At 64.4% G+C, this 18,129-nt stretch carries 19 protein-coding genes, 1 tRNA gene and 3 pseudogenes; 16 read left to right on the forward strand and 7 right to left on the reverse strand.

Annotated features, from left to right (window positions below):
* The first annotated feature begins 63 nt into the window (after positions 1-63).
* The 12 genes and pseudogenes from F0Q45_RS07380 to F0Q45_RS07425 all read left to right on the forward strand — a co-directional run bounded on the left by F0Q45_RS07380 (position 64) and on the right by F0Q45_RS07425 (position 7,216).
* Positions 64-135 (forward strand) — tRNA-Gln (locus F0Q45_RS07380).
* 54 nt (positions 136-189) lie between these two features.
* The gene (glmU, locus tag F0Q45_RS07385) at positions 190-1,653 is read left to right on the forward strand and encodes a bifunctional UDP-N-acetylglucosamine diphosphorylase/glucosamine-1-phosphate N-acetyltransferase GlmU (protein ID WP_149653323.1); all 1,464 of its coding nucleotides are present in this window, start codon (positions 190-192) and stop codon (positions 1,651-1,653) included.
* Between the two features lie 101 nt (positions 1,654-1,754).
* Positions 1,755-2,735 (forward strand): ribose-phosphate diphosphokinase, encoded by a 981-nt coding sequence (locus F0Q45_RS07390; protein WP_149653337.1) that lies wholly within the window; start codon positions 1,755-1,757, stop codon positions 2,733-2,735.
* 1 nt (position 2,736) lies between these two features.
* A complete protein-coding gene (gene arsC / locus F0Q45_RS07395) occupies positions 2,737-3,084 on the forward strand; it encodes an arsenate reductase (glutaredoxin) (RefSeq protein WP_149653324.1) in 348 nt (115 codons plus the stop codon).
* The gene (locus F0Q45_RS07400) at positions 3,081-3,737 is read left to right on the forward strand and encodes an LpqN/LpqT family lipoprotein (protein WP_149653325.1); all 657 of its coding nucleotides are present in this window, start codon (positions 3,081-3,083) and stop codon (positions 3,735-3,737) included. The genes arsC and F0Q45_RS07400 overlap by 4 nt, the downstream gene beginning before the upstream one ends.
* Before the next feature lie 366 nt (positions 3,738-4,103).
* The gene (locus F0Q45_RS29105) at positions 4,104-4,403 is read left to right on the forward strand and encodes a hypothetical protein (RefSeq protein WP_262490903.1); all 300 of its coding nucleotides are present in this window, start codon (positions 4,104-4,106) and stop codon (positions 4,401-4,403) included.
* Positions 4,404-4,411: 8 nt separating this feature from the next.
* Positions 4,412-4,627, forward strand: coding sequence for a hypothetical protein (locus F0Q45_RS29110; protein ID WP_262490904.1), 216 nt, complete (start codon positions 4,412-4,414; stop codon positions 4,625-4,627).
* Between the two features lie 317 nt (positions 4,628-4,944).
* The gene (locus tag F0Q45_RS07410) at positions 4,945-5,244 is read left to right on the forward strand and encodes a hypothetical protein (protein WP_149653326.1); all 300 of its coding nucleotides are present in this window, start codon (positions 4,945-4,947) and stop codon (positions 5,242-5,244) included.
* Complete coding sequence (locus tag F0Q45_RS07415) at positions 5,245-6,219, forward strand: hypothetical protein (protein ID WP_149653327.1); 975 nt, start codon at positions 5,245-5,247, stop codon at positions 6,217-6,219.
* Positions 6,220-6,221: 2 nt separating this feature from the next.
* Complete coding sequence (locus F0Q45_RS07420; RefSeq protein ID WP_149653328.1) at positions 6,222-6,413, forward strand: hypothetical protein; 192 nt, start codon at positions 6,222-6,224, stop codon at positions 6,411-6,413.
* 209 nt (positions 6,414-6,622) lie between these two features.
* A complete protein-coding gene (locus F0Q45_RS29115; protein ID WP_262490905.1) occupies positions 6,623-6,760 on the forward strand; it encodes a hypothetical protein in 138 nt (45 codons plus the stop codon).
* Positions 6,761-7,216 (forward strand): annotated as a pseudogene (locus F0Q45_RS07425) (recombinase family protein).
* A 375-nt stretch (positions 7,217-7,591) separates the two neighbouring features.
* On the opposite strand, the pseudogene F0Q45_RS07430 reads toward F0Q45_RS07425, so the two are convergent.
* Positions 7,592-8,212: pseudogene (locus tag F0Q45_RS07430) on the reverse strand (transposase); the annotation flags it as partial.
* Positions 8,213-8,214: 2 nt separating this feature from the next.
* Here F0Q45_RS07430 and F0Q45_RS07435 point away from each other — a divergent pair.
* The 4 genes and pseudogenes from F0Q45_RS07435 to pth all read left to right on the forward strand — a co-directional run.
* Positions 8,215-8,313: pseudogene (locus tag F0Q45_RS07435) on the forward strand (alpha/beta hydrolase); the annotation flags it as partial.
* Between the two features lie 542 nt (positions 8,314-8,855).
* Positions 8,856-9,725 (forward strand): oxidoreductase, encoded by an 870-nt coding sequence (locus F0Q45_RS07440; RefSeq protein WP_149653329.1) that lies wholly within the window; start codon positions 8,856-8,858, stop codon positions 9,723-9,725.
* 130 nt (positions 9,726-9,855) lie between these two features.
* Entirely contained in the window at positions 9,856-10,512 is a 657-nt protein-coding gene (locus tag F0Q45_RS07445) for a 50S ribosomal protein L25/general stress protein Ctc (protein ID WP_149653330.1), read from the forward strand.
* Between the two features lie 12 nt (positions 10,513-10,524).
* The gene (gene pth, locus F0Q45_RS07450; protein WP_149653331.1) at positions 10,525-11,100 is read left to right on the forward strand and encodes an aminoacyl-tRNA hydrolase; all 576 of its coding nucleotides are present in this window, start codon (positions 10,525-10,527) and stop codon (positions 11,098-11,100) included.
* A gap of 6 nt (positions 11,101-11,106) precedes the next feature.
* Here pth and F0Q45_RS07455 read toward each other — a convergent pair whose 3' ends face one another.
* The 6 genes from F0Q45_RS07455 to F0Q45_RS07490 all read right to left on the reverse strand — a co-directional run.
* Positions 11,107-11,844 (reverse strand): DUF302 domain-containing protein, encoded by a 738-nt coding sequence (locus F0Q45_RS07455; protein WP_262490906.1) that lies wholly within the window; start codon positions 11,842-11,844, stop codon positions 11,107-11,109.
* A 427-nt stretch (positions 11,845-12,271) separates the two neighbouring features.
* The gene (locus F0Q45_RS07460) at positions 12,272-13,906 is read right to left on the reverse strand and encodes a fatty acyl-AMP ligase (RefSeq protein ID WP_149653333.1); all 1,635 of its coding nucleotides are present in this window, start codon (positions 13,904-13,906) and stop codon (positions 12,272-12,274) included.
* Positions 13,907-14,134: 228 nt separating this feature from the next.
* Positions 14,135-15,097, reverse strand: coding sequence for a 4-(cytidine 5'-diphospho)-2-C-methyl-D-erythritol kinase (locus F0Q45_RS07470; RefSeq protein WP_188112830.1), 963 nt, complete (start codon positions 15,095-15,097; stop codon positions 14,135-14,137).
* Positions 15,098-15,159: 62 nt separating this feature from the next.
* Positions 15,160-16,104, reverse strand: coding sequence for a 16S rRNA (adenine(1518)-N(6)/adenine(1519)-N(6))-dimethyltransferase RsmA (gene rsmA / locus F0Q45_RS07475; protein ID WP_373424935.1), 945 nt, complete (start codon positions 16,102-16,104; stop codon positions 15,160-15,162).
* Positions 16,077-17,165 (reverse strand): resuscitation-promoting factor, encoded by a 1,089-nt coding sequence (locus F0Q45_RS07480; RefSeq protein WP_149653334.1) that lies wholly within the window; start codon positions 17,163-17,165, stop codon positions 16,077-16,079. Before F0Q45_RS07480 ends, rsmA begins: the two co-directional genes overlap by 28 nt.
* Positions 17,166-17,372: 207 nt before the next feature.
* On the reverse strand, positions 17,373-18,129 hold a 757-nt coding region (locus F0Q45_RS07490), incomplete at its 5' end, for a TatD family hydrolase (RefSeq protein WP_188112831.1).

Here is an 18,129-nt window from a genome sequence, read left to right on the forward strand (position 1 = left end):
ATCGTCGTCCGACTAGAGTCACAGGGTGGCGTGCGGACAACAGTTGCCGCCGTCGACCAGCAATCCGTCGTGGTGTAATCGGCAGCACCTCTGATTTTGGTTCAGATAGTTCAGGTTCGAGTCCTGGCGACGGAGCGTGGCTCTTAGCCGCGGACGTACGCGTTCGCGAGCCGAACCTAAGGAGAGTCGATGACGTTTCGCGGTGACACCGCGGTCCTGGTCTTAGCGGCCGGGCCCGGCACCCGGATGAAGTCAGACACACCCAAAGTGCTGCACACTCTAGGCGGGCGTAGCATGCTGTCGCACTCGCTGCACGCGATGGCCAAGCTGGCGCCCCAGCATCTGGTCGTGGTACTCGGTCACGATCACCAGCGCATCTCCCCGCTGGTCACCGAACTGGGCCAGACTCTCGGACGCCCCATCGACGTAGCCTTACAGGATCGACCACTAGGTACCGGACACGCGGTGCTATGCGGCCTGTCTGCGCTGCCGGACGACTACGCCGGCATCGTCGTCGTCGCCGCGGGCGATACCCCGCTGCTAGACGCCGATACCCTGGCCGATCTCATCGCAAACCACAGCGCAAAGTCGGCCGCCGTCACAGTGCTGACCACAACGCTGAGCGATCCACACGGCTACGGCCGCATCCTGCGAACCCAGGACAACGAAGTGATGGCGATCGTCGAGCAAACCGACGCGACGCCCTCGCAACAGGAGATTCGAGAGGTCAACACCGGCGTCTACGCCTTCGACATCGCCGCCCTGCGCTCGGCGCTGAGCCGACTCAGCGCCGACAACGCCCAGCAGGAGCTCTACCTCACCGACGTCGTCGCCATCCTGCGCCGCGACGGCCGGACGGTCAGCGCCCGCCACATCGATGACAGCATGCAAGTGGCGGGGGTCAACAACCGCGTCCAACTGGCCCAGCTGGGCGCCGAGCTCAACCGCCGGATTGTGGCCGCCCACCAAATGGCCGGCGTCACCATCATCGACCCCGCCACCACGTGGATCGACGTGGACGTGACGATCGGGCGCGACACGGTCATTCACCCTGGCACCCAGTTGCTGGGCCGGACGCGGATCGGCGGCCATTGCGTCGTCGGCCCGGACACCACTCTGGCCGACGTCACCGTCGGCGCGGGCGCCACGGTGGTTCGCACGCACGGCACGGAGTCATCGATCGGAGACGGCGCCGTGGTTGGTCCCTTCACCTACTTGCGGCCCGGCACCACGCTGGGCGCCGACGGCAAACTCGGCGCGTTCGTGGAGGCGAAGAACTCCACCATCGGCACCGGCACCAAAGTTCCGCACCTGACCTACGTCGGCGACGCCGACATCGGCGACCACAGCAACATCGGTGCTTCCAGCGTGTTCGTCAACTACGACGGCGCGACCAAACAGCGCACCACCATCGGCTCGCACGTGCGCACCGGATCCGACACCATGTTCGTTGCGCCCGTGACGGTCGGTGACGGCGCCTACACCGGTGCCGGCACCGTCGTACGCGAGGACGTTCCGCCGGGAGCCTTAGCGGTGTCCGCCGGCCCGCAGCGCAACATCGAAAATTGGGTTCAGCGCAAGAGGCCGGGAACAGCCGCGGCCGAAGCCGCCGATAAGGCCACTCACAGCTCCGAAGGCCAGCAGACACCGTGAGTTCGCTTCCTGGCAACCCGGCGACACATCCAGGCCCGTCGCTTGCGTACGATGTTGCCGTCCGATCCCTATTCCGATCCCGATACGGCGAGGGCAGCGCGTTGAGCCACGACTGGACCGATAATCGCAAAAACCTCATGCTGTTCAGCGGCCGCGCCCATCCGGAGCTGGCCGAGCAGGTTGCCAAAGAACTCGACGTCCACGTCACCGCGCAGGACGCGCGGGAGTTCGCCAACGGTGAAATCTTCGTGCGCTTCAACGAATCGGTGCGCGGCTGCGACGCGTTCGTTCTGCAATCGTGCCCGGTACCGGTGAACACCTGGCTGATGGAACAGCTGATCATGATCGACGCGCTCAAGCGGGGCAGCGCCAAGCGGATCACCGCGGTCATGCCGTTCTACCCGTACGCCCGGCAGGACAAGAAACACCGCGGCCGCGAGCCGATCTCGGCGCGGCTGGTCGCGGACCTGCTCAAGACCGCCGGTGCCGACCGGATCGTGACCGTTGACCTGCACACCGACCAGATCCAGGGGTTCTTCGACGGCCCCGTCGACCATATGCGCGGACAGAACCTGCTGACCGGATACATCAGGGACAACTATCCCGACGGAAACATGGTGGTGGTCTCCCCCGACTCGGGCCGGGTGCGTATCGCCGAGAAGTGGGCCGACGCCTTGGGTGGTGTTCCGTTGGCCTTCATTCACAAGACCCGCGACCCGCGGGTGTCCAACCAGGTGGTGTCCAACCGCGTGGTCGGCGAGGTCTCCGACCGCACCTGTGTGCTGATCGACGACATGATCGACACCGGCGGCACCATTGCCGGCGCGGTGCAGCTGCTGCACAACGATGGCGCCCGAGACGTGATCATCGCGGCCACCCACGGTGTGCTGTCCCACCCTGCCGCCGAGCGGCTGGCTGCATGCGGCGCCCGGGAGGTAATCGTCACCAACACGCTTCCCATCGCCGAAGAGAAGCGTTTCCCCCAGCTCACGGTCTTGTCCATTGCACCGTTGCTGGCCAGCACCATCCGAGCAGTCTTCGAAAACGGTTCAGTAACAGGGCTCTTCGACGGAGACGCCTAGATTGCCGCGCACCGCTGTCATCTACCACAACCCCAAGTGCAGCACTTCCCGCAAGACGCTGGAGTTATTGCGCGACAACGGTATTGAGCCAACTATCGTGCAATACCTGAAAACACCGCCATCCCGCGACGAACTAGTGCGGATGATCGCCGACGCCGGCATCGACGTGCGCACGGCGGTGCGCAAGCGCGAGGCGCTCTATGCCGAGCTCAACCTGGCCGACGCTACCGATGACGCGCTGCTGGACGCGATGGCCGCGCACCCGATTCTGATCGAACGGCCTTTCGTGATCACGTCGAAAGGGACCCGGCTGGCCCGGCCGGTCGAGGCAGTTCGCGAGATTCTGTGACTGCCCGCCGGCGCGCCGCAGCCGTCCTCGCTACCGCGGTGACGATATCGTCGGCCGCCTGCTCACCGGCGAAACCCCCTGACTTTCAATCCATCCTGACGACGACGGCGCCCACCAGCATCACGACGGCGACAGCCCCGCCCGTTCCGCTTTCTCAGTACCTGGAAAGCATCGGTGTCAGCGGACAGCAAGTGGCGCCCACCAAGCTCGCCGGTTTGACTGTGTCGATCCCGACACCCGCCGGCTGGTCACCGTACACCGGTCCAAAGATCACTCCGCAGACCGTGATCATCTCCAAAGGCGGCAAGTATCCCACCGCAAGGCTGGTGGTGTTTCAGCTGCGCGGAGACTTCGACCCCGTGCAGGTTGCCCGGCGCGGCAACGAGGACGCCCAACTATTCGACAATTTCAAACAGCTGGACGCCTCAACGGCAGACTTCAACGGCTTTCCATCGTCGATGATGCAGGGTAGTTACGACTTGGACGGAACACGACTGCACAGCTGGAACCGGATCGTCATTCCCACCGGGCCAGCGCCGGAGAATCAGCGATATCTGGTTCAGCTCACCATTACCAGCTTGGCCACCCAGGCTGTCGCGAATGCGCCCGACATCGAGGCGATCATTGGCGGATTCGTCGTCGCGGCGAAGTAAGGCTATGGGCGAGCTGGCTGAAAAGCCGACGGCGACAGGCACTGCCGCCTAAAAGTCGGGCACTGCTGCGCGCTGCGGGAGCGATGCTTGAGAGGATCGACAAGCGATCCTGCGGAAAAGCACATCCGGTCCTGCTGCTTTTCATTCATGGCGCTTGGCATGGCGCGTGGTGCTGGGATCAGTTCCTGGGTTTTTGCAGATCGGGACTATCGCGCAGCCGCGCTGAACCTGCGCGGACATGGTGCCAGCCCACTGCGAAGCCGTTGCGCTCCAATCACATTGCCGATTACGTCGATGACATGGGTGTCAAGCCGATAAACTCGGCGGCCAGCCGGTGCTCATCGGCGACCCCTGGGCGGCTTCATCGTGCAGAAGTACCTCGAAAGCCGCCCCGCCGCAGCCGCTGTACTTTTAGGGTCCGTGCCGCCGCACGGCACGCTCGGTCAAGCCTCGCGACTTTTTCGCCGCCACCCGTGGGTAACGATCCAAGCGATTACCAGTCGCAAATCGGTGAAGTTCATTGACACCCCGGCTCTTGCCCGCGAGCACCTCTTCAGCCCGCACACGCCAGACGCCATCATTGAATCCTGTATGGCGCGTATCCAGCCTGAAAGCATTGACGCTGCCGCCGATCTGTGGTCATGTCGCGTCAAGACCCGGAAATAACCACCCCTATGTTGATTCTCGGAGCCGACGACGACGGCTTCGTCACCGACGGCGATGTGCGTGCGACGGCACGCGCCTATCGGACCACACCGGAGTTCTTTGCCCGCATGGGGCACAACATGATGCTCGAACCTGGATGGGTCGATGTCGCCGACCGAATCCACGCTTGGCTGCAAACCCGCGCGCTGGCAAACCGGTCAGAGCGCGGACGCGAGTGTCGTTGATTGCCAGCCAAGTTCGCTACTGCCAGGCGTTCTCGCCGTGGTCGCGCGAGAAGCCGCGTTCGCGGCGGCTAGTGCCCGGACCCCGCGCATGACCAGCGTCGGGGATGCTGGCCCTGCGCCGGTTGTCGTGGCGTCGTTTCTTATCCCATGCCAGCAGGCGCGCCAGCGCCCGTCACATTCTCGTTCGTAGGGATTCGGGAGTGATCGTCTTCTGTCTCAACCCCCATAAGTGGTGTCGCTTCTTCGGTGGTTTGAGTCGCGGGATCGGCGGATCGGCCTGAGTAGCCCTCCACGTGGTCTCGATTAGACTCGCGGGGGTGGGATCGAATGAATTGCGCGTTGTACTTGGTCAGCTAGGGGTTACGGCCAGTCAATCGCAGGGCCTTGGCGCTCAACTCGCCACAGGAGCAACGCCACCGGCACCGGGCCGTCCATTCCAGGCCACGACGGCGGCGGTGAGTGGTATCGACGCAGCGATCGGCGGCGTGGCGGCGGCCTTGGCTACCCGAACTCAGGCTACGGCTGGCGCGGTGGTCGCAGCAGCCGCAGGTTATGTCAACCAAGAGGCCAGTGCCGCGAGCGAGATGGCCGCCGTGACGCAGGGGACGGTGGTATAGATGCCGGCCACCCTGTCGCAAATCCGGGCATGGAGCACCGAGCACCTCATCGATGCAGCGAGCTACTGGACTAGAACCGCCGATCAGTGGGAAGACGTCTTCCTGCAGATGCGCAACCAGTCCTATGCCATCACCTGGAACGGCGCTGGCGGCGACGCGCTACGGGAACGGACCGGCGCCGACCTGCCGATCGTGAGCGCAAAAGCCGACCAGCTAGGCCAGGCAGCAGCGATTGCACGCAACGGTGCCAGCGACATCAGCGCAGCCCAACGACGAGTGCTCTATGCTGTTGAGGACGCCCAGAACGCGGGATTCACTGTCGGAGAAGACTTGTCGGTCACCGATACCCGTGCTATTACTACGGCAGCAGAGCAGGCCGCTCGACAGGCTCAGGCGCAAGCTTTCGCCGGTGACATCCGCTTGCGCGCAGAACAGCTCGACGCGGCAGAGGTCAAGGTTGCAGGCCAACTTACCGCCACTACTGCTGGTCTCAGTAGCGTCGGCTTTGCGGAGCACCCGATCTACAACCCAGTTGCACAAGGTCCGGCCACTCACCGCAATGGAATCCACTTGGTCGACTTCAAACAGGACGGCGGCGACCCACCTCCATTTGCGCCGTGGGACACTCCTGACGGAACGCCGCCGCCACCCCAGCCCGCGTTCTTTCCGCAGTACGAGCAGGCCCTCACGGCACCGCCTGCGCCTGCGCAGGCGGTGCCGCCGATGCCCTCGTCTCCACCGCCGGCGCCACGGCCCGCGACCGATCCGGGCAGTGCCGTGGCCGCGAAACCAGGATGCAGCATCTACGACGCGACGAAAGCCCTCCTGGAGCCCCCGGGCGGCATGATTGCGATCTTGACCGCAGTCCCTGAAGGTGGGACTGGCGTGGGGATTCCCGCCGCGCTCGGTCAAATCGCTCTCGGTACGGCGGCAGTCGCTGACGGCCTGGACGCCGCCGGCAAATGCCTGGATTGAGCGTGAAGACCAACCCCCTGTACGGCCCAGCGTTCTACCTAGTGATGTCGGTGCTGTTCCTGGCCATGTTTGTGCTGAATGTGTGCACCCATGGCACGACGCTGGGCCTGATCAGTACCGGAGGCCTCGCCGTGTTGATGGGCTACATCGCCTGGCGGGCGTGGTCGGGCAAGCGCAACATGAACCGGCAATAGCCATGATCGGCGGGTTCGCAGTGGTGGTTGGCAAGCAGGCCCGAGACTCGCAAAGCTGACCCACGATGGTGGATTGCGGTTTTGGTATGGGAGCGTCTCGTTTCTAGATAAGGAGGCACACCAACATTGGCCCACTCCCCCTCCCATGGGCCCAGGTCGCGGGGTCTCATTTCTTGTCTCACACCGCGTGTCTCATATCCACACTGTCGGTGGGCAATGAGACAGTCATCGGTACGACCGCGGTCCTCGGCTATGCACCAGTTAGCACCCCCGACCAGTATCTCGATACTCAGCTCGCCGCTTTCACTGCGGCCGGGGTCGGTGCTGAGCGTGGCTTCACCGACTAACTGTCAGGACCGGCCAAGGCAGCTCGACCTGGCCTGGCGGCGATGCTTGACTACGCTTTGCGCCGGCGACCCGGTCGTCGTAACCGCGATTGACCGTCTTGGTAGATCTGTCGTCGAAGTCACCCGCACCATCGCCGATCTCGGGGAACGCCGAATCATATTGTGCGCCTTGCGCGAAGGGATAGACACCGCCACGCAACTGGCCGCGCGGTCGCAGCAATCATGGCCACGTTGACGGAACTCGAACTCGAACTCGGCCGCGAACGCCGAGCCGCATCACGCGAAACCCGCCGCAGCCGGAACATTCCAGCAACCAAGCCGCATATACTCATCCCCGACCGGCAGGAACAGTTGCGCCGGCTCGCCGCGACAGGTGAACCAGTCCGTGAAGTTGCTGCGGCATTCGGGGTCGGGCGTGCAACGGCATATCGCTATTTGTCATACGGGAACTCCTGAAAAATGCGTACAGAAATAGTTGTCGCTGTGATCGCAGCAGTCGGACTCGTCAGTGCCCAGGTGCTGGCAAGCTACTTTGTGAGCCGTCAAGCGACAAATGATTTGCGCACCAACATCAATCGCGAACTCGACATACTGCGAAAGATTCAACCGCAGTCTCCCGAAGCTGCCAAGCTTGAAGGGCATGTAAGAGTTAGTATCGATCAGCTGATTCTGCGCGAACAACGGCGCTCGCAAGTCGCCGACAGCATACGGTTGACGGGACCGCTGCTCCTGATTCTTTTTGCGATTTACGGCATTGGCGTGTGGTGGAAACACGGCGGTCCGCCCAAGGAACTGCGTCTCACGGTGCTGGTGATCTACTACTGGTTGGTCGGGTCGATTGATCCACGAAGTCTCGGGGATCTTCGGCGGTTCGGGCGGTTTGCGGACGAACCGTTCGGGGTGTGCGGCGTAGGCGGCGGCGAGCACGCCGGCACGCTTGTCGCGGACTGCCTCGGCCCGGCCGTAGTGGACGTCAGCGGGGGTATGCAAGCCCAGCGCGGCGTGGCGATGTTCATCGTTGTACCAGGCGAAGAAAACCTGGCAGTGTAATCGCGCTTCTTCGATCGAGCCGAACCGGCCGGGGAAGTCGGGCCGGTACTTCAGCGTCTTGAACTGGGCCTCGCTGAATGGGTTGTCATTGGAGACGTGGGGCGGCGAATGTGACTGAGCGACACCGAGATCGGCGAGCAGGAACGCCACCGGCTTGCTGGTCATGGAACTGCCGGGGTCGGCATGGATCGTCAACTGGTGACGGTCGATCCCTTGCTTGGCGCAAGTCTGACGAATCAGCACCTCTGCCAGCGCCGCCGATTCGCGACTGGCGACCATCCAGCCAACCACGTAGCGGGAGAAGATGTCCAAAATCACCTACAGGTAGTAGTAGGTCCACTTCGCTGGGCCACGCAATTTCGTTATATCCCAGGACCACACCGTGTTTGGCGCTGCGGCGACCGCGCGCCTTCCGCACCGAGCCGGAGTTCATTTCCAGCATGGGGCACAACATGATGCTCGAACCGGGATGGGTCGACGTCGCCGAACGAATCCGCGCTTAGCTGCAAAGCTGCGACCTGGCAAGCCGGTCAGAGCGCCGGCGCGAGTGTCCTTGATCGTCAGCCGAGTTCGCTGCTGCCAGGGGTCCTCGCCGTGGTCGAGAAAAGCACTCGGGACCGCGGCGGCGAGTGCCCAGAGCACGCGCATGACCAGCGTCGGGTCAGCTTGCCCTGCGGCGGTCGTCGTGGCGATGCTCCCATCCCATGCCAGCGGGCGCGCGGCGCCCATCAAAGTCTTGTTCGTAGAGATTTGGAACTGATTGGATGTCGGCTCAGGTAAAGGCGGTGCCGTTCCCTCGTCGGTTTTGAATCGGGCCTGCATAGCCCCTTCGCGTGGCGCGGATTTAGACGCGCCCGGGTGAGTTCGGATGAACTGCAGGTCGTACTTGTGCCAGCTAGGGGTTAGGGCCAGTCAATGGCAGGGCCCTGGCATCCAGATCACGGCTGGAGCAACGCCACCGGCACCCGGCCGCCGCCCAAGCCTCCTTCGCCCGGCGGGGCGCGATGATCGCCCCGATCGGGGCGTTTCACTAAGCTAACCAGCCATGACCGGCTGGACGGCAGCAGACCTACCATCGTTTACTGGACGCACAGTTATCGTCACCGGCGCCAACAGCGGGCTGGGTGCGGTGACGGCCCGCGAGTTGGCACACCGCGGCGCCAAGGTCATCGTGGCCGTTCGCAACTTGGGTAAAGGACAGGCAGCCGCTCAGCAGATGACCGGCGATGTCGAGGTTCGTGAACTCGACCTGCAGGACCTGTCGTCGGTGCGGGATTTTGCCAACGGTGTGGAGCAAGCCCACATCCTCGTCAACAACGCCGGCATCATGGCCACCCCCTACTCACTGACCATCGACGGCTTCGAGAGTCAGATAGGCACCAACCACCTTGGTCATTTCGCGCTCACCAATCTGCTGCTGCCCAAGCTTTCCGACCGAGTGGTTACGGTTTCCTCGATCCTGCACTGGATGGGTCGCATCAACCTCGACGATCTGAACTGCAAATCCCGGCGGTATTCGCCGTGGCTGGCTTATGGCCAGTCGAAGCTCGCCAACCTGCTGTTCACTAGCGAGCTGCAGCGGCGCCTGGTGGCGGTCGATTCGCCGCTGCGAGCAATAGCGGCCCACCCCGGCTATTCACGCACGAACTTGCGAGCGAACTCCGGCCATGAGTTCCGCGACGCGCTGATGCGAGCCGGAGCCTACCTAGTGTCCACCGACGCTGATTTCGGGGCTCGGCAAACACTGTTCGCCGTGTCGCAAGATGTGTCCGGCGACACCTTTGTCGGCCCAAGGTTCGGCTTCCGCGGCCGCACCCAGGCGGTCCGCCGTAGCCCGGTGGCCCAACAAGCTGGCACCGCGACTGCGCTCTGGTTGCTTTCCGAGCAGCTCACCGGCACCAAATTTCCGCTGTGAAGCGAACATGCGCTAACCTGGCCGGGCGTCACGGCGAGGGTGCGGCCAAAGCAGCACCGTTATCGACGGAGACCGACGGTTCGTCGCGATCCTGGCCGTGCCCCCAACTCGAGCACACAGGAGCGTCACAATGCACCCAACGCGCGCCAAAGCCGCAGCCAACCAATTAAAGGTCACGGTGCGTACCGAGACCGGCAAGGGCGCGTCGCGGCGAGCCCGCCGCGACGGCAAAATTCCCGCGGTGCTGTACGGCCACGGCAGCGACCCCCAACATCTGGAGCTTCCTGGACACGACTTTGCTGCGGTGCTTAGACACTCGGGCACCAACGCCGTGCTCACCCTGAACATCGCCGGGAAAGAGCAGCTGGCCCTAACCAAAGCGCTGGACATCCACCCGATCCGCCGCACCATTCAGCACGCCGACCTGTTAGTGGTGCGCCGCGGCGAGAAGGTGGTCGTCGAGGTCAGCGTCCTGGTCGAGGGCGAGGCCGAATCCGGCACGCTGGTCACCCAGGAAACCAACGCCATCGAGATCGAAGCCGAGGCCTTGTCGATCCCCGAGCACTTGACGGTGTCCGTGGCAGGCGCAGCACCTGGCACCCAGTTCACCGCCGGACAGATCACCCTGCCGGCGGGCGTCAACTTGGTCTCTGACCCCGACTTGCTGGTGGTCAACGTGGTTACCGCGCCGACGGCCGAGGAGCTCGCTGAAGAAGGCGCCGGCGGACAACCCGAAGCCGCCGAGGCAGCCGGCGCAGCCGAAGCCGCCACAGCCGGGTCCGAGTAGGCGGCTCCCCACGTGGCCGAGCCGCTGCTGGTCGTCGGCCTGGGCAACCCGGGAGACAACTACGCTCGGACCCGGCACAATCTTGGGTTCCTGGTCGCCGACCTGCTTGCCGCACGGCTGGGTTCAAAGTTCAAGGCGCACAAGCGTTCCGGAGCCGAGGTAGTCACCGGCCGGTTAGCCGGACGCTCCGTCGTGTTAGCCAAGCCGCGCTGCTACATGAACGAGTCGGGCCGCCAGGTGGCGCCGCTGGCTAAGTTCTACTCGGCGGCGCCCGCCGACATTGTTGTCATCCACGACGACCTCGACTTGGACTTCGGCCGGATCCGGCTCAAGATCGGTGGCGGCGAAGGCGGCCACAACGGGCTGCGCTCGGTGGCGGCTGCTCTGGGCACCAAGGACTTTCAGCGAGTCCGCATCGGCATCGGACGCCCGCCCGGACACAAAGACCCGGCGGTGTTTGTCTTGGAAAACTTCACTGCCGCTGAGCGCGCCGAGGTTCCCACCATCTGCGAGCTGGCCGCAGACGCCACCGAATTGCTCATCGAGTTGGGGCTAGAGCCCGCACAAAACCGTGTCCACGCCTGGTAGGAGTGGTCACTGCTTGGCCGCGGCCGCAACGACGGTGCGGATCGCCTGCGATATTTGTTGCCCGACGTCGGCATGAGCCGCGTCGACGGCAGCCAATAGCGGCGCTGGGTCGAAGTAGCTGATGTGCGCTGGACCGCGGCTGTCTGCCCAGACCTGCACACGCACCGGAACCACCGCGCCGATCGCCTGAGTAGCGCCGAAGAGGGTTTTGCCGATCTGCGGATTACCCACAAAGAAACTGTGCGAGCGCTGCAACTGCAGACCGATTGCCTCCAGCCGACTGGCCTGGTTCACGTCGCCCAGTACGATCATCCCGTTTTGGTCGGCCGCCGTGTGTAACGCACCCATCGTGGCCTCGAACGCACCCGAAGAGTCGACGGTGATGAACGTCGTTTCAACCTTGGTTGGCGCGGCTGCGCCACTGCCTCCCGCGGCGGTTTCGGCGATGGTGCGGATCGCCTGAGATATCTGCAGCCCGGCGTCGCCAAGAGCCGGGTCGACGGCGGTGAACTCTGGCGCCGGGTCGAAATAGCTGATGTGGGCCGGACCGTCGCGGTCCACCCATACATGCACCCGCACCGGGATAACCGCGCCGATCGCTTGAGTGGCGTCAAAAAACGTCTTGCCGGTTTTCGGATTGCCGATGAAGAAACTATGCGCGCCCGGCAATTGCAGCCCGGTAGCCGCCAGCGCGGCGTCCTGGTTGATGTCCCCGACGATCGTCATCCCGTTGTCGGCGGCCACTTTCTGCAATGCGTCGACCGTCGCCTCGAACGGCTGGTTTGAGGTGTAGCTGATGAAACTTGTCGAAACGGTCCGCGGCGCGCTTGGCGCACTGGTTGTTGACGGTGCATTCGTTGACTGCTGAGCCCTATTTTTGCTGCTGTCGCAGGCAGCCACAGTCAGGGCGACGACACAAAGGCCCGCGATTACTCGCGCTCCCACCGCTCGCGATGCGCACAACATGGGTACTGCTCCCTTCGCTAGTCGATGGGGCCGACTGGTCGGCGAGCAGACGCCGGCAGCGGTCACACGGGTTGGCGAGATCATTCCACCATTAGTTGGCCTCGTTCTGGGCAAAACACCGCCCAACACGGACTCCTCCGCGACTCCGCGGCTACTCGCAAGCGCCCCTGTCCTGCGCCCGCTCAACGCGGGCCCGCCGCAACCGTTACGTGACCAGGGTGACCGAATTCGCCCGCCGCAGCTTGCCCGACGGCGTCTTGGGGATGGTGCCCGGCCCCAGGACCACAACGTTGCGCGGACGCATGTCCACCTCAGCGACTACCTCGTGGGCCACTTGATGCTCGATGCGACGGACTTCGGCGGGATCCTCGAAGGCGTTCGATTCGACCGCGACGGCGAATGTCTCGCGGGAGTGCCCGGCATCGAGCCGCACGGCCACCGCACAACCCGGACGCACACCCTCGACCCGGCCTGCCGCCCGCTCGATGTCGGTCGGGTAGATATTGCGACCGGCCATAATGATGACGTCTTTGACCCGGCCACAGACCACGACGTGACCGTTCTCCATGCGGTAGCCCACGTCGCCCGTGTCGTACCAACCCTGCTGGTCCTGGGCCGGGATGAATCCGCCCATCGTGAGGTAGCCCGGCGTCACCGACTCGCCACGCAGCTCTATCACCCCCACTCCGCGGGCGGGCAGCACATTGCCGTCCTCGTCGACGATGCGCGCCTCGATTCCCTGCAACAGCGGACCCAGCGATGCCAGTCGACGGGTGTTGCCCTTGGTGGCCGGTACTGCGCGGCGTAGTGCCGCCAGCAGGTCGGCGTCTACCTCGTCAACCACCAAACCGGCGCCGCACTCGGAGAACGCCACCGCGAGGGTGATTTCAGCCATCCCGTAGGCCGGCAGGATGGCCTGCGGTTTCAGGCCGAACGGTGCGCCCGCTTCGCAGAGGTGCTCGACGTCGGCCGGCTCGACGGGCTCAGCGCCCGACAGGGCGAAGCGCAAGGTGGAAAGGTCGAACTGGCCGGGTTTGGCCTGTTTGCGCAGCCGCTTGGCAAACAGCGAGTAAGCAAAATTCGGGGCGGCTGTCATCGTGCCCTGGTACTTGTCGATCAGCTTGGCCCACAGCAGCGTATCCCGCATGAAGTCCATCGGGGTGACCTTGACCAGCTCGCCGCCGAAGTACATCGGCACCGTCAAGAAACCGATCATGCCCATGTCGTGGAACAGCGGCAGCCAGCTGACCATCACGTCGGTGTCTTCGTTGTACTCGGCGCTGATGTACATCGCCTCGAGATTGGCGAACAGATTGCGGTGAGTGATCTGAACGGCTTTCGGAGATCCCGTCGACCCCGACGTCAGTTGCATCAATGCCAGATCGTCTTCGCCCGTCTCGATGGGATCGATCGGGTCGGATGCCAGCAGCTGCTCGACGGTCAGCACCTTGATGCCGCGCTCGGCAAGCACCGGGGCGGCCGCCATGAACGGATCCGAGATGATGACCGCTTTGGCCTCGATCATGTCGACAACGGTGGTGGTGTCCTCGGCCCAGAGCGCCAAGTCGGTGCGCGGGGTCGGCTGATGCAGCATGGTCAGGCTTGCGCCGCGAATCCATAAGCCCTGGGCGGTGGGGGCGATCTCGACCGGCGCACCGGCGAGCACACCGACCGCGTCGCCGTGGCCTACGCCGACTGTTGCCAGCCCACCGGCTATCCGGCGGGCCCGCTCATGGACTTCGCCCCAAGTGTGGCGCACCGGGGTGTGCGGCTCACCGGTCACCATGCCCTTCGTCGTCTGACGGGCGTTGCGGACCATCTTCTCGGTAAACCTGCTCAAAGCAACCTCCTCGGTTCCGGTCCCAGGTCCGGGTTTTCATGCTCCGCCTGCTGGACGCCACGTGGTGGCAGGCACGCGCACACAGTTGGCAGCGGTTAAGTCTCGGTTCGGTGATGAGCTCGCGACGCGACACCGGGTCGTGTAGTCACAGTGATCTTAGGCAATTCTTAAGGTAGTACCAAACGCCTACGCCATTTGAGTCAAAATTCACAGTCAAGTCACACACGGTTATTCCGGTGTCATCGGAGTCGAGACCACTCGAGCACCCGGCACCGGGCCGGAGGCGACTCGTACAGTACGGCAGACGCCCGCGCCCGACAGCTGCGCGCCCACATCGATCGCCGACTCCGCCGAGGTACAGAGAAACGCACATGTCGGACCAGAACCCGACACCAGACCGGCCAAGGCACCAGCTTCCACACCCGCGCGCAGCGCGCGCCTCAGCGCCGGGTCCAGGCTGACCGCAGCCGCTTGCATCTCGTTGCCCAGCAGCGGCGCCAACCGCTCTGGCTCACCCGCGGCCAGGGCCGCCAACACCGGCCTGGGTTCGTCCAGGCGCGGCGGGCTGCCCGCATCCCTGAGCCGGTCCAGCTCGGCGAAGACCGCGGGCGTTGACAACCCACTGTGAGCGAACGCCAGCACCCAATGGAAAGTGTTGCGGGACAACACCGTAGCCAGTTCTTCGCCGCGACCGGTGCCCAGCGCGGTGCCGCCATGGAGTGCGAACGGCACATCGCTGCCCAGCCGCGCGGCCAGCATACGCAGATCGCGGCGGGGCACGTTGAGTTCCCACAGCGAGTTCATCGCCACCAGCACGGCAGCGGCGTCGGCGCTGCCGCCCGCCATCCCGCCGGCCACCGGGATGGACTTGTCGATGAAAATCGACACATCCGGTGCCCGGCCCACATGGTCGGCCATCAGTTCGGCGGCCCGCCACGCGAGGTTGCGTGCGTCGGTGGGTAGCTGGTCGGCTCCCTCGCCCACCAGCTCGAGGGAGAGCACGTCGGCGTTACGCACGGTCACCTCGTCGACCAGCGAAACGGCGTGGAACACGGTCGTCAGCTCGTGAAAGCCGTCGTCGCGGCGATCGCCGACCGCCAGGTAGAGATTGATTTTTCCGGGCACCCGGACCGTGACCGACCCAGTAGGCACCCACAATTCAGCGGTGCTGCCGTCCGACGCCCTGGCCACCGCAGCAGACTATCGCTGCAACTGGCGAAGCACACGCAACGGCGCCCGGGCGGCTTGCGTTTTTAACCCGCCGAGACCTGCTGCTCGCCGGCTGCGCCGCTGGCCTGCCCCACCGCACCGGACCACTGCCCAGAGCGCCGGAGCAATCGCACGAAATCGTCGATGGACAGTGTCTCACCGCGTCGAGCGGGGTCGATGCTGGCCGCGAGCAACCGATTCGCCGACTCGTTGCCCGAGCCCGCCCACTGGGCAAACGCGTTGCGCGATGTCTTGCGCCGCTGCGCGAAGGCAACGTCCACCAGTTCGAATAGCTGGTGCCGAAAGGACTCGTCGGTTGGCCACGGCGACGTCGCGTAGCGATCGATGCGGACCAGACCGGAGTAGACGCGCGGGATGGGCCAAAAAACCGTTGGTGACACCGTGCCGCAGCGCCGAATTCGTCCGTAGAACCGCACTTTGACGCTGGGCACGCCGTATTCCTTACCGCCGGGCTCAGCGGCCAGCCGTTCGGCGACCTCGGCCTGCACCATCACGGTCACGACGCGAATGGACGGAAATTCGGCGAGCAGATGCAACAGCGCGGGGACCGCAACGTTATACGGCAGGTTGGCCACCACCGCCGTCGGCTCGAGGGCTAAGTCCGCTCGGCGCAACGACAAGATGTCACGGTTCAGCACGCAAAGACGCTGGATCTCACTATGGGAATGCTCGGCCACGGTCCGCGGCAGCCGGTCGGCCAGCACCGGATCGACCTCGACAGCCGTCACCGTCGCGCCGCGGTCCAGCAGCGCCAGGGTCAACGACCCGAGCCCGGGCCCCACTTCCAGCACCTGGTCGGACCGGCCGATCCCAGCCGCTGCAACCACCCGGCGCACGGTGTTGGCATCGTGAACAAAGTTCTGCCCCAGCGATTTTCGTGGCCGGAACGCGAGCTCTTTGGCCAGCCTCCTGATCTCGGTTCGACCGAGTAGTCGGATGGTCAGCGGGTCCCCGCTCGCCCACTGCACACCGGCCAGGCTCCCCAACCCTGACGTTGGCGGGTCACCTCGGCGACAGCGATCTGCTCTTCGCGGGTAGCCAAGTCCGCACGGGGGGCGTACCGCAGCCCACCGTTGGCCTCCCACGTGCCCTGGTCGAATTGCACACCACCGTAATACCCGTTCCCGGTATTGATCGCCCAGTTCCCGCCGGCCTCACAGCCGGCGATGGCGTCCCAGATGTCTCCGTCGGAGATTGGGGGCACTTCGGTGCCGGGCTTGCCTCCCACTCGTAGCACCGCTTCACGCGCCGGCGTCAGCACGACATTGGCGATGGGCAGTTTGCCGGTCACGACTCCGTTGACCTCGGCAACCGCGAAGGTGACAAATTGCTCACCCGGGGTTCCTGAGTCTTCGACGATTGTCCGGCTCATGTTCATCTCCGGGTCTTCGATGCGACGCGCGTTCGGCAGCAGCGGCAACCGCTCGGTGACCCGATCGATGCGGTAACGGGTCACCTGGATGTGCATGCCGTCGGCGATCGGCGTCGTCGCGCTGGGCTGCACCTGGTCGCTGTCCTGCAGCGGTGCGCCGGCGGCTGTCAGCAGCCCTGCGACGTTGGGCGCCGCCAGGTGCACGGTACGTACCACACCGCCATCGTCGATCTGCACCGTCTTGGCGCTGACCACCGGCAGCGCCATGCCCGCCAGCGGGACCCGGCTGCCGCGCGAGGCTGCCGCGGGGGCTGTGTCGGAAAGCGCCAATTGGGCCAGTGCCTCATCTACGGTGGAAGCTGTCGTCCAGACCTTCTTGGCGTCGTGGCCGTCCAGTGAGATCTCCAGCGGGCGGCTGCGCCGCAGCATGATGTTCTCCGAGTCGTGGATCACCACGTCGGCGGCGGGATACAGGTCGTCGCGTTGATCAACGGAGAACCCGTTCTCTTCGACGACGTCGATTACCCGCGCTCTCATCGTCGTGACCCGCATCGCGGTTCCATCAACGGTCAATGTCACGGTCTTCGTTGCGGAAACCGCATATCCGCCGGCGAACGCCAGCCCCAGCAGCAAGACACCAACTACCAGGCGCAACATCGGTGATTCGGTTTGATGAAGTTTCGTAACCAGATTCAATGTGCGTCTATCCTCGACATCAGCAACTACGTCAGCAACAAATTCCAAACCTCTTCAGCTCAATGCAGCTGAAACGACAAAAATGGGCCCGTAGGCCCACCGTTCGATCACAAGACGGTAACGAACCGATCAAAGCTGAGCAACTCCGGCGCGGGGCATGTTATGAAATCACGCCGTCGTCGGGCCTAGGCCATATGCGCGGCGGGCATTGCTCGTGGTGATCTGGGCCAGTTCCTCGGGAGGACAATGAACCAGCTCAGCCAGCTCGCGGACAGTATACGGCAGGCAATACGGCTCGTTCGCTGCGCCGCGGTAGGGGTGCGGGGCCAGAAAAGGTGCATCGGTTTCTACCAAGAGCTGGTCCAGCGGTATCAGCGCAACGGCTTGCCGTAGGTCACGAGCGTTGCGGAAGGTCACCGTTCCGGACAGGCTCAGCAACCAACCCGCGGCCACACATTCGCGCGCCATCGCACTGTCCGACGAGAAACAATGAAAGATCACCGTGCGTGGCGCGCCTTCGGCGCGCAGCACGTCAAGCACCTCCCGGTCAGCCTGCCGATTGTGAATCATCAGTGGTTTTCCGGTCCGCTTAGCCAGATCAATGTGCCATGCGAACGCTTCCCGCTGCACGCTCGGCTGTGCGCAGCCGTCGAGGCGACCAGGCCAATACATGTCGATCCCGGTTTCGCCGACCGCCACGACCCGTGGCTGCATCACCAGTTGCTCGATCTCGGCCCGGGCGGCATCGGTGAGCGCGTCGGCGCGGGTAGGGTGCAACGCCACCGCGGCATAGACCCGCGGATCCCACTCGGCTGCTCGGGTCACCCAGCGCGCCGATTCCAGGTCGTCGGCGATGGTGACCACCGCGCGTACCCCCACCGCTGCGGCACGGTCGACGATGGCGGTCACATCCCCGGCGGCGCGG

Origin of the sequence: Mycobacterium simiae, assembly GCF_008370645.1 — a bacterium.
Classification (GTDB): domain Bacteria; phylum Actinomycetota; class Actinomycetes; order Mycobacteriales; family Mycobacteriaceae; genus Mycobacterium; species Mycobacterium simiae_A.

Excerpts from the sequence above, each read along its gene's own strand:
- glmU (WP_149653323.1), top strand. The coding sequence starts at position 190 with ATGACGTTTCGCGGTGACACCGCGGTCCTGGTCTTAGCGGCCGGGCCC.
- F0Q45_RS29110 (WP_262490904.1), top strand. The coding sequence starts at position 4,412 with ATGTTGATTCTCGGAGCCGACGACGACGGCTTCGTCACCGACGGCGAT.
- F0Q45_RS07415 (WP_149653327.1), top strand. The coding sequence starts at position 5,245 with ATGCCGGCCACCCTGTCGCAAATCCGGGCATGGAGCACCGAGCACCTC.
- F0Q45_RS07440 (WP_149653329.1), top strand. The coding sequence starts at position 8,856 with ATGACCGGCTGGACGGCAGCAGACCTACCATCGTTTACTGGACGCACA.
- F0Q45_RS07445 (WP_149653330.1), top strand. The coding sequence starts at position 9,856 with ATGCACCCAACGCGCGCCAAAGCCGCAGCCAACCAATTAAAGGTCACG.
- F0Q45_RS07480 (WP_149653334.1), bottom strand. The coding sequence starts at position 17,165 with ATGTTGCGCCTGGTAGTTGGTGTCTTGCTGCTGGGGCTGGCGTTCGCC.